The sequence below is a fragment of the Roseobacter sp. HKCCA0434 genome (genome assembly GCF_032464675.1).
Classification (GTDB): Bacteria; Pseudomonadota; Alphaproteobacteria; order Rhodobacterales; family Rhodobacteraceae; genus Pontivivens.
Window position 1 is genome coordinate 123152 of sequence record NZ_JAWDKL010000002.1, and the last position, 15126, is coordinate 138277.

Annotated in this window: 10 protein-coding genes; 5 read left to right on the forward strand and 5 right to left on the reverse strand. The window is 65.3% G+C overall.

The window, feature by feature from the left end:
• The first annotated feature begins 346 nt into the window (after positions 1-346).
• Positions 347-2269, forward strand: a complete 1923-nt coding sequence (dnaK, locus tag RX333_RS02535) for a molecular chaperone DnaK (RefSeq protein WP_316013340.1) — start codon at positions 347-349, stop codon at positions 2267-2269.
• Between the two features lie 50 nt (positions 2270-2319).
• Here dnaK and RX333_RS02540 read toward each other — a convergent pair whose 3' ends face one another.
• A complete protein-coding gene (locus RX333_RS02540; protein WP_316013341.1) occupies positions 2320-3204 on the reverse strand; it encodes a hypothetical protein in 885 nt (294 codons plus the stop codon).
• A gap of 116 nt (positions 3205-3320) precedes the next feature.
• On the opposite strand from RX333_RS02540, the gene dnaJ reads away from it, so the two are divergent.
• The 3 genes from dnaJ to RX333_RS02555 all read left to right on the forward strand — a co-directional run bounded on the left by dnaJ (position 3321) and on the right by RX333_RS02555 (position 5266).
• Entirely contained in the window at positions 3321-4484 is a 1164-nt protein-coding gene (dnaJ, locus tag RX333_RS02545; protein WP_316013342.1) for a molecular chaperone DnaJ, read from the forward strand.
• Between the two features lie 153 nt (positions 4485-4637).
• Positions 4638-4778, forward strand: coding sequence for a hemin uptake protein HemP (gene hemP / locus RX333_RS02550; RefSeq protein WP_316013343.1), 141 nt, complete (start codon positions 4638-4640; stop codon positions 4776-4778).
• Positions 4779-4795: 17 nt separating this feature from the next.
• Positions 4796-5266, forward strand: a complete 471-nt coding sequence (locus RX333_RS02555) for a hypothetical protein (protein WP_316013344.1) — start codon at positions 4796-4798, stop codon at positions 5264-5266.
• Between the two features lie 19 nt (positions 5267-5285).
• On the opposite strand, the gene RX333_RS02560 is transcribed toward RX333_RS02555, so the two are convergent.
• Complete coding sequence (locus tag RX333_RS02560; protein WP_316013345.1) at positions 5286-7658, reverse strand: Hint domain-containing protein; 2373 nt, start codon at positions 7656-7658, stop codon at positions 5286-5288.
• Between the two features lie 203 nt (positions 7659-7861).
• Positions 7862-10120 (reverse strand): NADP-dependent malic enzyme, encoded by a 2259-nt coding sequence (locus RX333_RS02565; RefSeq protein ID WP_316013346.1) that lies wholly within the window; start codon positions 10118-10120, stop codon positions 7862-7864.
• Positions 10121-10469: 349 nt separating this feature from the next.
• Between RX333_RS02565 and RX333_RS02570 the strand changes: the two genes are divergently transcribed.
• Positions 10470-11558: a ParB/RepB/Spo0J family partition protein gene (locus RX333_RS02570; protein WP_316013347.1), complete on the forward strand. Its 1089-nt coding sequence runs from the start codon at positions 10470-10472 to the stop codon at positions 11556-11558.
• A gap of 310 nt (positions 11559-11868) precedes the next feature.
• On the opposite strand, the gene RX333_RS02575 is transcribed toward RX333_RS02570, so the two are convergent.
• Together RX333_RS02575 and RX333_RS02580 are read right to left on the reverse strand one after the other, a co-directional pair.
• Positions 11869-12945 (reverse strand): hypothetical protein, encoded by a 1077-nt coding sequence (locus tag RX333_RS02575; protein ID WP_316013348.1) that lies wholly within the window; start codon positions 12943-12945, stop codon positions 11869-11871.
• 23 nt (positions 12946-12968) lie between these two features.
• Complete coding sequence (locus tag RX333_RS02580; RefSeq protein WP_316013349.1) at positions 12969-15122, reverse strand: hypothetical protein; 2154 nt, start codon at positions 15120-15122, stop codon at positions 12969-12971.
• Between the last annotated feature and the right edge of the window lie 4 nt (positions 15123-15126).

The window sequence follows — 15126 nt, forward strand, 5'->3', positions numbered from 1 at the left end:
ACTGAGCGGGTGTCTTAGACCTGCTTCGATTTAAGGACGCGTGGCTGCAACCGCGCGTCCTTTTTCTTTTATGACTCCGAATCGGGAACATTTGGAGTCCGAATCTTAAGAATTTGGCAAAATGTTGCTCAGGAGGATTGCCAAACCACCAATTCTGGTAGGTGCGTGCATCACGTGACTTCGGGGCAGCGGCCAACTTGCCGACCCGCTTGCGACCCCCGCGCGCGCTTCCTATATCACGCTCCAGTGAAGGGTCGGCCCCGCCAGCGGGGTCGGCAGGGATGGGGCGCGGGGGCCTCCGAGCAGGACCCGGACCCCAATATCGCCAGTAGAAGGACGGATTTTAATGTCTAAAGTTATCGGTATCGATCTCGGCACCACGAACTCCTGCGTCGCCATCATGGATGGCAGCCAGGCCAAGGTGATCGAGAACTCCGAGGGGGCCCGCACGACGCCCTCTATGGTCGGCTTCACCGAGGACGAGCGCCTCGTCGGCCAGCCTGCCAAGCGTCAGGCCGTGACCAACCCCACCAATACCCTGTTCGCCGTGAAGCGCCTGATCGGGCGCAACATGAACGACCCGATGGTCGAGAAGGACAAGGGCATGGTGCCCTACGATATCGTCGAGGGCCCGAACGGCGACGCCTGGGTCGAGGCGCGCGGCGAGAAGTACTCCCCCAGCCAGGTTTCGGCCTTCATCCTGCAAAAGATGAAGGAGACCGCCGAGCAATATCTGGGCGAGAAGGTGGAAAAAGCCGTCATCACGGTCCCCGCCTATTTCAACGACGCCCAGCGCCAGGCGACGAAGGACGCGGGCAAGATCGCGGGCCTCGAAGTGCTGCGCATCATCAACGAGCCGACGGCGGCCGCGCTGGCCTACGGTCTCGACAAGGAAGGCTCGAAGACCATCGCGGTCTACGACCTCGGCGGCGGTACGTTCGATATCTCGATCCTCGAGATCGACGAGGGCCTGTTCGAGGTGAAGTCGACCAATGGCGACACCTTCCTCGGCGGTGAAGATTTCGACATGCGGATCGTCGAGTACCTCGCCAACGAGTTCAAGAAAGAGCACGGCATCGACCTGCGCAACGACAAGCTCGCCCTCCAGCGTCTGAAGGAAGCTGCCGAGAAGGCGAAGATCGAGCTGTCCAGCTCCTCTCAGACCGAGATCAACCAGCCGTTCATTTCGATGAATCCCGACACGCGCCAGCCGGTGCACCTGGTGATGAAGCTGACGCGCGCCAAGCTCGAAAGCCTCGTCTCGGACCTCATCGCGCGTTCGATGAAGCCGGTGAAGGCCGCGATCAAGGATGCTGGCCTGTCGATCGACGATATCGACGAGGTCGTGATGGTCGGCGGCATGACCCGCATGCCCAAGGTCTATGAGGAAGTGTCCAAGCTTTTCGGCAAGGAGCCGCACAAGGGCGTGAACCCCGACGAGGTCGTCGCGATGGGCGCCGCCATCCAGGCCGGCGTGCTGCAGGGTGACGTGAAGGACGTGGTCCTGCTCGACGTGACGCCCCTGTCGCTCGGCATCGAGACGCTGGGCGGCGTGTTCACCCGCCTGATCGACCGCAACACCACGATCCCGACGAAGAAGAGCCAGATCTTCTCGACCGCCGAGGACAACCAGAACGCGGTGACCATCCGCGTGTTCCAGGGCGAGCGGGAGATGGCGGCAGACAACAAGATGCTCGGCCAGTTCAACCTGGAGGACATCCCCCCCGCCCCGCGCGGCCTGCCGCAGATCGAGGTGACCTTCGACATTGACGCCAACGGCATCGTTTCCGTGTCCGCAAAGGACAAGGGCACGAACAAGGAGCAGAAGATCACCATCCAGGCGTCGGGCGGCCTCAGCGACGACGACATCGAGAAGATGGTCCGCGAAGCCGAGGAGAATGCCGAGGCCGACAAGGAGCGTCGGGAACTGGTCGAGGCCAAGAACCAGGCCGAAAGCCTGATCCACTCGACCGAGAAGTCGCTGGAGGAGCACAAGGACAAGGTCAGCTCTACCACCGTCGAGGCGATCGAACTGGCCACCGCTCAACTCAAGGAAGCGGCCGAGGGTGACGACGTGGGCAAGATCAAGTCGTCCATGCAGAACCTCACCGAATCCGCCATGAAACTGGGCGAGGCGATCTACCAGGCCCAGCAGGCCGAGGAAGACGGTGGCGAGGACGAACCCCGCGCCGCCGACGAGGCGATGGACGAGGATGTGGTCGATGCCGACTACACCGACGTCGAGGACGACGACAAGAAGGCGTCCTGATCGTGTACTAGAAACAATTAGGGCCGATCGTCAGATCGGCCCTTTTGCATTTAGCGGGACGCCCGCAGGCGATCTTCCAATATCGCGTGCATCTGTCCCAGCTTGCGTGGCCAGCCAGACCGCCTCTCCATCACGGACATGGCACGGCCACCCGGCGGCGTATTTGAGATTATGTCGTCGACTGCCGGATCCGCGACCCTCTCCTTAGCGGCATTTTTCAACCACTCTGCTGCGCGAAGGTCATCGAAGCGGTAGCCCAAGCTGTCCGCCGGATGTCGCCCTTCCAATGCATCGAGCAGGCCGCTCATGATTGCCGGATGGGTCGCAATGCTTTTAAAGATGGCACTGTCGCTTTTGATGCTCCATCGATTCAACCTATCCAATGGATCGACCGTATCATCGACACCGGTGAACGAACTTCCCCCTCCGTATTCGCTGATATCTTTCAGTGGCGAGTTACCGGTCAGCCCCAGCGCGTCGGCCATCTTGGCGCGGTAGCTCTCATCACTGACCCAAGGATCGTAGCTGTAGCGCGGCAGATCGGTCCGGAGGCTGCTCCAGTAGTTCTGTGCGTGGACCTGTCGAAGAATCGTGTGGACAGCGAGCCCCGTGAGACCCTTCGCAAACTTCTTTTCTACCCGATGGACGAAACTGGCCAGCATGTTGAGCGGATGACGCAGGAATATCACGTCCGTACGTGATTTCGCGGTGCCATCTTCACGTGCACGGACGCGCTCTATTCCTTCTGGGGTCACGCCTTCGAAATTGATCAGGATCCGCGGCGCATCCACTTTGACGAGATCCCTGCGGATCAATCGATCCAACGAACGATTGTTGAGGTGCATCCACTGGTCGGGCGCATGGTGCCTGTACCAAGCGATAAAAGCGTGGTGTCCGGATCGTTTTGTGGAAATGACGTTGAGATATTCCGGCACCAGCGTGCTCCCTGGGTTGTCGCGTCTAGGAAAGTGATCCTTTTATGCCTACATAACGGCCAAATCTATGCAACAGACAGAGCTTTCCGATGCGAAAGCCACGGAACAGAGCCGGAATGAGCAAACGCGATTATTACGATGTTCTCGGCGTGGCCAAAGGCGCGTCGGAGGCGGAGATCAAGAAGGCCTTCAAGAAGAAGGTTATGGAATACCATCCCGACCGGAATCCCGACAATCCGGAGGCCGAGACCAAGTTCAAGGAAGCCAACGAGGCGCATGACGTCCTGAAGGACGCCGAGAAGCGCGCGGCCTATGATCGCTTCGGCCACGCGGCCTTCGAGGGTGGCATGGGCGGCGGCGGTGGACGCCGGGCGCAGGGCGGCGCGGACTTCTCTTCCGCCTTCTCGGACGTGTTCGACGATCTCTTCGGCGATTTCATGGGTGGCCAGCGTGGTGGCGGTGCGCGCGGGCGCGGCGGCCAGCGCGCGACGCGCGGCTCCGACCTGCGTTACAACATGCGCATCACGCTCGAAGAAGCCTTCGAGGGCAAGCAGAGTCAGATCACCGTTCCCGGCTCCACCACCTGCGACGTGTGCGACGGCACCGGCGCGGAGGGCGGGGCGGAGCCTGCGACCTGTCCGACCTGCTCGGGCATGGGAAAGGTCCGCGCGCAACAGGGCTTCTTCACCATCGAACGGACCTGCCCGACCTGCGACGGACGAGGTCAGATCATCAAGAATCCCTGTCGCAATTGCGGTGGTGCCGGCCGGGTGGAGCGTGAGCGGACGCTCAACGTCACCATCCCGAAGGGAGTCGAGACCGGCACCCGCATCCGGTTGAGCGGCGAGGGCGAAGCGGGCCTGCGCGGCGGCCCACCGGGCGATCTCTACATCTTCATCGAGGTGGCGAGCCACCCGATCTTCGAGCGGGACGGCGTCAACCTCTTCTGCCGAATTCCCGTACCGATGGCGACAGCCGCGCTCGGGGGAGAGATCGAGGCGCCCAATCTCGATGGCGGCCGCAGCCGGGTGAAGGTGCCGGTCGGCGTGCAGTCAGGCAAGCAGCTGCGCCTGCGCGGCAAGGGCATGCCGCAACTGCGCGGCGCCGGATCGGGGGACCTCTATATCGAACTGGCGGTCGAGACCCCCGTCAACCTGACCGCGCGGCAGAAGGAGCTATTGGCCGAATTCGCCAAGGAGAGCGCGCGCAACCATCCCGACAGCGAGGATTTCCTGTCCAAGGTCAAAGGATTTTGGGACGGCATGCGCGGTACGGGCTGAGCATTTGAAAGGCGCTGGCGACAGCGCCTTTTCTCTTGCTAGATTTCCGATTGTTTTTATCGGGATTGACGTGTCTGACAAAATCGCTCAGATTACACGCACGCCCCAGCCAGTCTTCGATCAGCCCGGGTCAGTTCCAACCGGAGTGTGCCCATGACCATCCTGGCCGATACTATTCTCACCCATGACGCGCGCAGCCTGACCGGGCCGGACGGGATCGCGCATATCGTGCTCGACGGAAAGATCTACACCCTGCGGATCACGCGGCAGGGCAAGCTGATCCTGACCCGATGAGCATCCACGCCCCCGACATGACCCCACCCCGAGGGGGTGCGGCGGTCGGCCATCTGGCCGAACTGCCCCGGCTCGAGGCTGCTGCGATCTGCTATCTGCGGCTGTGGTGCAGCGGACCGGACGGGCGTGCAGACCTGTCGCTGGCCTTTCACGATCTAGCCCCCGATGCCGCGCCGGAGCGGGAAGCGCGTTTCGCGGACATGGTTCGCCTGATGCTCGACACTGCACGGCGACCATTGCAGCGACGTCATCTGGGCTGTGCGTGCATTTCGGGCGACGAAAGCGCCTTCGGCCACATGATCGCCTGTGCCGCGATGGGAGAGCGCGAGGATGCGATTCTGCTTGCCTCGCTGCTGGTGCGACCCGATGCCTGGCTGCCGCTTGCGATCCGGGCCGAGCAGGTGGGCCTCGATCTGGCACGCATGCATACGCCGTCCCCCCGGCTGCCGCGAACCACTCATCGCAACTCCCCGACTCGGTTCAACTGATCGCGGTTGGGATCGGTCCTCAGCCGGCGAGCAGCATCTGCGTCATCCGGCGCGTGGCGAAGTCGCGCGCCGGGCTCATCCCACGAAGATCCGGGAACAGCGCCTCGACCTCCGCCCGCGCCTGCGGGTCAAGCGCACTCATCGCGACGTCGCCGGTGAACAGGCTCTCGGCCCACATGCCACCGGCGCGCAAGACCTCATGACCCTCGCACATGATGTGGAGATAGGAGACCGGGGCCGTCGGCACGACCCGCTCGACCCCTTCGCGCCCGAGAAGGGCGATGGCAGGGGCCAGCATCTCCGCCTCACCCCCGATGGTCACGACGCGGGCGCTGCGGATCAGGACACGGTGCTGCGGTGACACCACGAGGTCACGTGCGGGCAATCCCGGACCCAGGGCACCGGCCCGGATGCGGATCGGGGCGAGCTGGGGATGGGACGCAAGCTCCTCCACCGTCAGATCCCGGCGTCCGGCCCAGATGATCGGGCGCAGGCCGTTGTCGCGCGTCACCACCAGATCGCCCGGCATCAGATCCTCGATCGCGCGTGGGCCGGTGGGCGTCACGATAGCGGTGCCGGGGGTGAAGCAGACCACATTGGTGTTGTCGAAGAACAATTGGTCCGGATCGACGTTCTGCAGCCGCAGCCCGCCCGCGAGGTCGAGCACACCATCCGCCGCGTCGCGGCGAAGCAGTTCGAGCGGGTTCGGCTCCCCGTCGCCGGGATTGGCCGCATTGAACGCATCGAGCGTCGCGCGGTTGTAGTAGGCGGACAGGTCGATGAAATCATTGTTGGTCTGGTCGTCGTCGTCCAGCACCTGATCGGGCGCGTTGTTGAAGTCCGTGATCAGGTCGGCTGTGCCGTCCGCGACGAAGGTGTCGAAGCCGGTTCCGCCCGTCAGCGTGTCGACACCGGCCCCACCGTCGATGGAGTCGTCTCCGGCATCGCCGGAGATCGTGTCGCTATCAGCACCACCCAGGATCGTATCGTTGCCCGAACCGCCGCGGATCGAGTCGGCCCCGCTGCCACCCGTGATGCTGTCATCACCGCCTTGGCCGAAGATCGTGTCGGCCCCGTCACCGCCGCTGATCGTGTCGTTGCCGCCGTTCGTGTCGGCAGCGATCGGGCTGAAGAAGACATCGGTGATGAAGATCGCCTGACCGCCGGAGCCGTCGTTGTTGAAGTCGATCTCGATGCGCTGCACCGGTCCGCCGATATCGACGAGGACGGACCCCTCGGCATTCGCGGGCGCGACGTTGCCGCCCGTGCCGGTGGCGGTATCGGGTTGGCCGTCGAAACCGCTATTCGGCGTATCACTCAGGATCGGACGACCCGTCGTCCCGGCGGTGAGGGTGACCGGTACCGGGTTTCCATCCGCATCGAACGCACGGATGACCACGCGGTCGATGAACGTCCCGGTGTCGATATCGTTGATCCGGAACGAGACGTCGCGCACCTCGTCTGAAAACGCGGCGTCGGAAGCCGAGAAGTTCAGGGTGGCCGTCGACGTATCCGCCGTTTCCGTCCCATCGCGGTTGCCGCGCAGGCGGCCGGCGGAATTGGCGTTGATGGCGAGATTGCCGTTGTTGATGCCGGTCGTGTACTGCTGGTCGGTCTCGAAGGTAAACCGCTCGCCGCTGCTTTCCTCGACATAGTCGAAGCGCACGACGATGCCGCCGGTATCCTGGATACCGGCATTCGGCGTCGAATCTTCCGCGATGACATCCGCATCGTCGATCTGCCCACCGTCATCCGGATCGGGTAGCTCGCTCCACCGATAGGCGAGCCGTGTCGGAATAAGCTCGTCACCATAGAGCAGATCGGCCCCGCCGCCGCCGCTGACACTGTCGTTACCCTCGTCGCCGGCCAGCGTGTCGGCCTGCGTCGATCCGGTCAGCGTATCGTCGCCACGTCCACCGCGCAGGGTTCCGGAGGTTGTCGTGTCGAGCACCAGCGTGTCGTTGCCACGATTCTCGGTGCCAGAATAGGCGAAGCCGTCGAAATCGAGGCTGGTGATCGTGGCGTTCTGACCGACGGTGAAGTCGGCGTCGCCTTCTTCTGGGATGAAGTAGAAATAGGCGTTCCCATCGGTCCCGGCGAAGACGCCGAAATTGCCGCCCAGCGTCTCTCCGTTCTGGGACAGCGTCATGGAGCCCGCCTGCCGCTCGACCGTGTCGGTCGTGTTCGATCCGGCGGCAGAGTTCGTGACGGTGATCTGCTGGTTCGCGTCCGCGCCCTGCGTGGAGGAGCTGTTGAACGTATCGTCCGCCACGCCGTTGTTGGGCAGGTCGGAGATGTTCAGCGTCGCCGTGCGGCTGACCAGGTTGTAGGTCTGCGTCGTCCCGTTATCGATGCGGAAGATGTAGACGTTGCGAAGCGTCAGGTTCGGCACGGTCCTCTCCTCTCACGGTCAAACGATTCGGGTTTGTGGATTCGACGCTCCAACTACCTCCCATTCAAATAAGGTGAAATTCCGAAGAGTCTCTTAAGGCGCCGCGAAGTTTCGCAGCGTCAGTGGGCATTTGATCATAAAATCATCGCTGTAAGCTCGGGCCGGGCCTGTCTTGCGACAACAGGTCGCGCCCCGGACCGGGATCAGCCCACGCGGCAGGCCGCCATCAGCGCCATGTGCAGGATGTCGTTCACCGTCGCGGTGGTGGAGGTCAGCTTCACTTGTCGGTCGATGCCGGTCAGGATCGGGCCGATCACCGTCGCGCCCGCCAGTTCCTGCATCATCTTGACCGAGATCGACGCGGAATGCCGTGCGGGTACCACCAGGATGTTGGCCGGACCCGACAGGCGCACGAAGGGATAGTTCTTCAGCACCTCGGCGTTCAGCGCCACGTCCACGGTCATCTCGCCATCGTACTCGAAATCGACCTTGCGCGCGTCGAGCACCTCGACCGCGTGGTGCATCTTCTCCGCCCGCTCAGACACCGGGTAGCCGAAGTTCGAGAAGCTGGCGAAGGCGACGCGAGGCTCCATCCCAAGGCTGCGGGCAACCTCCGCCGCACGGGTGGCGATGTTGGCGAGATCCTCGCGGTCGGGCCATTCGTGGACCAACGTGTCGGCCACCAGGATCAGCCGCCCGTTATGCAGCACGGCGGAGATACCCACGGCCCCGTCGGCGGCGGTCGCGTCGAAGACCAGCCCGATCTGGCTGAGCACCTGCGCCCCTTTGCGCGTCGCCCCCGTCACCACGCCATCACCCATATCATGCGCCAGCATCAGCGCCGCGAACACATGCCGGTCGCGGCTGGCAAAGCGGTAGCAATCGCGCTGGTCGTAACCCTTCCGCTGCAGGCGGGCGTAAAGGTAGTCGGTCATCTGCTGCAGGTTGTCGACGGTGCCCGCATTGACGATCTCCAGCTCCTTCTCCGCGCCTTTCTGCCCCGCATCGGCGAGGATCTTGGCGACCTCGTCCTGCCGTCCGACCACGATGGCCTGCCCGAGGCCCGAACGGCGATAGGTCAGCGCGGCGCGCACCACGCGCGGATCGTCCCCTTCGGCGAAGATCATGCGCGCCTGATGGCTGCGCGCCCGGTTGAACAGCCCATCGAGGATCGAGGCCGTGGGATCGAGCCGGGCCTTCAGCGTCAGCTCGTAGGCGTCCATGTCCACGATGGGCCGCCGGGCGACGCCGGTATCCATCCCGGCCCGCGCCACGGCGGGCGGGATCACGTGGATCAGCCGCGGGTCGAAGGGGGTGGGAATGATGTAGTCCCGCCCGAATTGCAGCTTGCGTCCATAAGCCATGCCGACCTCGTCTGGCACGTCCTGCCTCGCAAGGTCGGCGAGCGCCTCGGCGCAGGCGATCTTCATCTCGTCGTTGATCGCTCGGGCATGGATATCGAGCGCGCCCCGAAACAGGTACGGGAAGCCCAGCACGTTGTTGACCTGGTTGGGATAGTCCGACCGGCCCGTCGCGACGATGGCGTCGTCGCGCACGGCATGGGCCTCCTCAGGCGTGATCTCGGGATCGGGATTGGCCATCGCGAAGATCACCGGGTTGTCGGCCATGCTGGCGACCATGTCTTCGGTCACCGCACCCTTGACTGACACGCCGAGGAAGACATCGGCGCCCTTCATCGCGTCCTCCAGCGTGCGGTCGTCGGTGACGGCCGCATGCGCGCTCTTCCACTGGTTCATGCCCTCGGTGCGGCCCTGCCAGATAACGCCCTTGGTGTCGCAGACGATGCAGTTGTCGTGGCGCGCGCCCATCGCCTTGATCAGTTCGATGCAGGCAATCCCGGCGGCACCCGCGCCGTTGAGGACGATCTTGCAGTCCTCGATCCGCTTGCCCGAGATGTGGAGCGCGTTGATGAGGCCCGCGGCGCAGATCACTGCGGTGCCGTGCTGGTCGTCGTGGAAGACGGGGATGTCCATCTCCTCCTTCAACCGCTGCTCGATGATGAAGCATTCGGGGGCCTTGATGTCCTCCAGGTTGATGCCGCCGAAGGACGGGCCCATCAGCTTGACCGCGTTGATGAAGGCCTCGGGGTCCTCGGTGTCGAGTTCCAGGTCGATGGAGTTCACGTCGGCGAAGCGCTTGAACAGCACCGCCTTCCCTTCCATCACAGGCTTGGAGGCCAGCGCGCCGAGATTGCCGAGACCCAGGATGGCCGTGCCGTTGGAGATCACCGCGACCATGTTGCCCTTGGTCGTGTAGTCGTAGGCGAGCTGGGGGTCCTTGGCGATCGCCTCCACCGGCACGGCGACGCCGGGGGAGTAGGCGAGGCTGAGGTCGCGCTGCGTGGTCATGGCGGTGGAGGCGCGGACCTCCAGCTTGCCCGGCGCGGGGCTGAGGTGATAGGCCAGCGCCTCTTCGTCGGTGATGCGTGTCTTGCGGCTCATGGCGCGGGCCTCCCTCGTTCTTTTGTCAGGGTTTCTACCGAGGCGGAGGCGGGGGGCAAAGCCCTTTCGTCCTGCGGATCCCGGCAGTCGGGGCTGCGGATCGGCGCGTGGCGCGACAGGACAGAAGCGCTGACCATTTCCCCGCGGGGAAACGGGCAGCGGTTCGCGCGGATCGGCCGGTCGGGCCGGTTTGGCGCGCGCGGCGGTTTCCCCGCGGGGAAAGGTTAACGGGAATTTAACAATTCTACCGCAGGATTGCCCCCGTGCCGCGCCCGCCGCGCATGACCCTTTCATCGAGAGCGCATGAGTTCTCGATCGACGGGAACCCTGCGCGACAGGAGCCCGTCAGATGACCGAAACGCCTCGCCACCGAACCGAAGACAGCCGCCCCGCCCCGTCGCGCGGGGGTGCAGACATCCGCCGCCGCTTGCGGGACCTGCGGGGCGACCCGGATCGCCCTTCCGCGGATGCCGCAGACGCGCCCGCCCGTCCCGACGAGGACAGGCAGCCAACATCCGCCGGAGTCGTCGAGGAGGCGGGCCGCATTGCACTGGTGCCGCTCGACGCGATCCGCAGCTCCAAGCTGGTGCGCGACCGGGCGGATACGGAGGACATGGACTTGCGCCACCTCGTCCGCTCGATCCGGGAGATCGGACTGTCGAACCCGATCCAGCTGGAGGATGCGGGCGACGGGTTTTATGAACTCATACAAGGTTTCCGGCGTCTGTCCGCGCACCGCGAGCTGGCGCGGACCGATCCGGCCTTTGCCCGCATTCCCGCCAGCATCGCGCCCGTGCGCGACGGGATCCCGACGCTCTATCGCCGGATGGTCGACGAGAACCTCGTGCGCAAGAACATCTCGTTTGCCGAGATGGCGTCCTTGGCGCGTGACTATGCCATCGACCCCGCGACCGGCGCGCCGGGTGTCGAGGAGGCGATCCGCGTGCTCTATGCCTCCTCCTCCGCGCAGAAACGCAGCTATATCCGGGCGTTCTGCGAGCTGCTCGACCGGCTCGACAAGTGGCTGAACTGGCCCGAGGAGATCCCGCGCAGCCTGGGCCTGAAGCTGCGCAACCGCATGGCGCAGGTGGAGGGGACGAGCGGCGCGATCGCGCAGACGCTCAAGGGGATGCCGCACCGCTCGGTCCGGGAGGAGCTGGACGTGCTGCGCCACTACGCGCAGGACGCGGGCGAGGAGGTGCCGCTGTTCGCGCCCGAGCAGGACCGGATGAGCCAGCCCGAGCGCGGCGAGGGCGGGCGCATCGTGGTGGACTTCCAGCACCCCGATGGCCGCGCGCGCATCACGGCGACGGGGCGTAAGTTCGAGCTGAAGCTCAACCACGATTTCTGCCGCTACGACGCGGCGAGCCTTGAGCGCGCGGGCCGCGACCTGATGCGGCAGCTTGCGGAAACGCTGGTGGAGCGGAAGGGGTTGTGAGGGGGTGGTTTCGGCCGAGGGTCGGGACATACACCCGTGCATCGCTGGGCCGCGGTACGGCGATGCGACGGCGGTGAGTGGCACTTTATTCTAGCCAAGCTCTCACGTCGGGCCTCCATCGGCCAAATCGCCGTGCCGGGGGGCGGGTCACGCCGGAGGCGTGCTTTCAGGACGACCGATGCGCGGCGCCTTCGGCTTGATTCCGCGCATGGAAGGCTTTTGGTACGCGGCTCCGGATCGGAGCCGGGGCATTGGCGCGAGAGAATGCCGGGCCCCGCAGGGAGGGTCGGGACCCGGCGGCGGTGGGCCGTCAAAGGTTGTCGGCCCGCCATCGGGCGCAGTCGGGATTGTAGCCGGAGGAGAAGTACTCGTCCCAGCATACCGACGAGAGCTGCGCGGCATCCGTCAGCTGCCACATGGTCGCGACATTGGCACGTCCCACCAGGATCAGGCGGGTTGCCCCGGCACGTGCAATGCGTTGGGTGTTGGCCTCGTCCGACTGACAGTTGCCCAGGTAGTTGTGGATGTTGCCACTCAAAGTGCCTTCATTCGCGGCGTCGGCCATGCACATCGCCTCGAACATCATTTCCTGCAGCATCTCGCGGCGGATGCGTGTCGTGTTCGCCACGCTAGGGCGCGGGATGCCGATATCGTCGAGCATCCGGCCCGAGCAGCTGTCGGCGGTGCGCTCTCCGGCAGCCTGGGCGGCGTTGCGCATCGCGGCACGCTGTTCCATCACGTATTCGAACTTGATGGTCTCGACCCGGTCGCGCAGGGCTTGGTCGGCGCGGTCGTTGAACATGGCGCGGACCATGGTGTTGCGCGCGGCCTCGTCATCCTCGATCTCGCCCGCGAGCCGGTCGAGATAGGTCTGTGGGTCCGTGCTGCCGCCGGTCGTGTTCTGCACGACCTGGTCATAGGCCGCGCTGCCTGCCGTGCGCAGGGTGCTGACCACGACGCCGGAGCCGGGAAGCGCGACGGAGAGCGCCTTCTCCAGTCCCTTGCCGACAAGCTCGGCGATCTGCTGCTGTTCCAGCCGCTCGGCGTTCTGCTCCTCGACGCGGTGGGTGTACCAGGCGGCGAAGTCACGGAAGGCGTGGCCGATTGCGTCCTGCTGCATGGCGAGGGAATCCTCGACATAGGCGCGGACGTCCGGCTCCGCCTCGCGCAGGGCGACGGCGATCTCGCGGTAGTCGGCATCCTCGGTGATGACTTCGCGCAGGTTGCCCTCGACGAACCAGCAGTCGGAGGCAGCGACGCGCTCGGGCTCCTCGAAGGTGATCTCCTCAACTGGCACGGCGTCGTCCTGCGCGAGGGCGGGAAGGGGGGCAAGCACGGTGGCGAGGGCGAGGGTGCTGGCTGTCAGCTTGGTGAAAGGGCGGGGCATGTCGGTCTCCTTTCCCGGATACGTCATTCGAGGGGCATTTCGTCGACGAAGATCGTGCCGTCCCGGCTCTCGATCCGGCCGGACGAGCGGCGACCGCCGCCACGCAGGCGCCAGTCGATCTCGTAGGCGTAGTCGTAGACGCCGCGCGGCTGGATGAAGTCGAGCTGGGCGGAGAGATCCTCCCCGTCCTCGGCATCGGGGCGCAGGGAGACGCGCTCCATCCGCTCCTCGCCGGCGAGGTCGTAGTAGAGGCGGAACTCGATGGAGCGGATGCCCTCGTCCGCGACGATGTCGGGATCGGCCTCGAGGTAGATCGTGCGACGCTGGTAGGGCGGGGCGATGCCGATGCCCGACGCGTCGCTGTCGATCCAGTCGCCTTCCACCTCGACCCCACCGAACAGGTTCCAGTGCACACGGTAGCGGTAGTCCAGGAAATCGGCGTCCTCGCCATCCGTCAGCTTGGTGTAGACGAGGCGAAAATCGTTTGCCGACTGCTGGAAGTTTTCGCGATCCACCCGGATTTCGTCGAGCGCGTCGGCGGCGCCGTCCCGCTCCTTTTCCAGCACGACCGAGGCGAAGTTGACGAAATCGCCGAAATCGGTGGCGTTGAGACCGTCGATGAAGACCGGCACCTCGCGCTGGCGCGCGGCGGTATCGGCGAGGTCCACGGTGGCGAACACGTCCACGTCGTCGCGCCAGTCGGTCATGTCGCCGATATTCTCGTCGAAGCGCAGGGCGAGGCTGTCGGCCATATACTTGTTGAGATTGATCTCGTAGCTGCCGCTCTCGCGCACTTCCTTCATGCGGTAGGAGGCGACGACGGCGATGGAGGGCGTGCTTTGCGGGGTCTCCAGCTCTCCGGCCGCCTCCGCTCGCGCGCCGGCCTCGGCGGCGGTGGTCTCCTGCTCGGCCAGGTCGGCCTGCAGCGCCTCGGCTTCGGCCTCCTTGTCCTGGGCCATCGCCTCGTAGCGGGTGATCTGGGCGTCGAACCGCTCGGCCACCTCGCGGGCGGCGGTGGCGGTCTCGTCCTCGCCCGCGGCCTCCGCCGCGTCGGCGGCTGTGCTGGCGGCATCGCGTTCGCGGCGGGAGGTCTCGGCGCGCGCACGCAACTCCTCGGCCGCGGCGGTCGCGTCGGAGGCACGGCGGCGGGTATCGGACAGGGTCGATTGCGCCGCGGCGGCCTCGGCTCGCGGGGCGGCGCGTTCGGCGTTGCGGTCGCGGATCGCCTCGTTCTCCGCCGCGGTAGCGGTGCGGTTGGCATTCAGCAGCGCCGAAGCCTTGTCGAGCATGGATGTGTCGTTCTGCCCGCCCGCCGTTGCCTGCAACTGGTTGATGCTGTCGAGGCCCGTACTTTCGGTATTCTCGAAGATGATGTCGATCAGCCGCGCATAGGCAGTGTCGATCAGTGCCTGCATCTGCGCGTCACCGCCGATCTGCGTCAGTTGGATCGCCCCCGAGCGGCGCAGATCGTCGAAGGCGCCCTCGATCTCGGCCTGGAGGTAGGGGGTCGCCACCCCGGCCTCGAAGCTCTCATGCGCGTAGATCCGTTCGAAATCGGCGGTCAGGATCGCCTGCTGGGGCGCGCGGAAACCGTCGATCTCGGTCGAGAAGGAAAACGAGATGTCGGGCGTCGCGCGGGCGAACCCTTCCCACAGTTCCAGCGTGCCCTGCCGGGTGAGCCGCAGCGAAATGGCGGCGCGGTCGCCTTCGAGCAGAGGCATGTTGCCGACGCCGACCACGCGCTCTGTCACGTCGGACCCTTCCTCGGCATAGGAGGAGACGAGCGCGAAGGTGCCTTGGGTGAAGGTGACGGGGCCGAGGATGGTGGCACCGGGCACCACGTCGCCGATGGCGTCGCGGGCGGCCTCCACGTCCTCCTCGCTGACGCCGAGCTCAACGACCGCGTGCACGACGCCGGTGGCGTTGGCGAGATCGCTCGCCTCCTCGCCCTGCGACGGCGCGATGTAGCGGGTAAAGGAGAATTGCGGCGTGCCATCCTCGTGCAGTGCGAGGCGGGCATCGGTGGGCGCATAGTAGAATTGCGTCGCGTCGCGGACCGACGGGAACAGGGTCAGCGGGCCCGCGCGGACCTGCCGGTCGAGGATGACCTCCTGAGCGAGCGCGGGAAGGGCGGTGCCTGCGAGCAGGGCTGCGAGCGTTGTGGATCGGATGCTCATGGGG

Excerpts from the sequence above, each read along its gene's own strand:
- RX333_RS02570 (WP_316013347.1), top strand. The coding sequence starts at position 10,470 with ATGACCGAAACGCCTCGCCACCGAACCGAAGACAGCCGCCCCGCCCCG.
- dnaJ (WP_316013342.1), top strand. The coding sequence starts at position 3,321 with ATGAGCAAACGCGATTATTACGATGTTCTCGGCGTGGCCAAAGGCGCG.
- hemP (WP_316013343.1), top strand. The coding sequence starts at position 4,638 with ATGACCATCCTGGCCGATACTATTCTCACCCATGACGCGCGCAGCCTG.
- RX333_RS02575 (WP_316013348.1), bottom strand. The coding sequence starts at position 12,945 with ATGCCCCGCCCTTTCACCAAGCTGACAGCCAGCACCCTCGCCCTCGCC.
- RX333_RS02555 (WP_316013344.1), top strand. The coding sequence starts at position 4,796 with ATGACCCCACCCCGAGGGGGTGCGGCGGTCGGCCATCTGGCCGAACTG.
- RX333_RS02580 (WP_316013349.1), bottom strand. The coding sequence starts at position 15,122 with ATGAGCATCCGATCCACAACGCTCGCAGCCCTGCTCGCAGGCACCGCC.
- dnaK (WP_316013340.1), top strand. The coding sequence starts at position 347 with ATGTCTAAAGTTATCGGTATCGATCTCGGCACCACGAACTCCTGCGTC.
- RX333_RS02565 (WP_316013346.1), bottom strand. The coding sequence starts at position 10,120 with ATGAGCCGCAAGACACGCATCACCGACGAAGAGGCGCTGGCCTATCAC.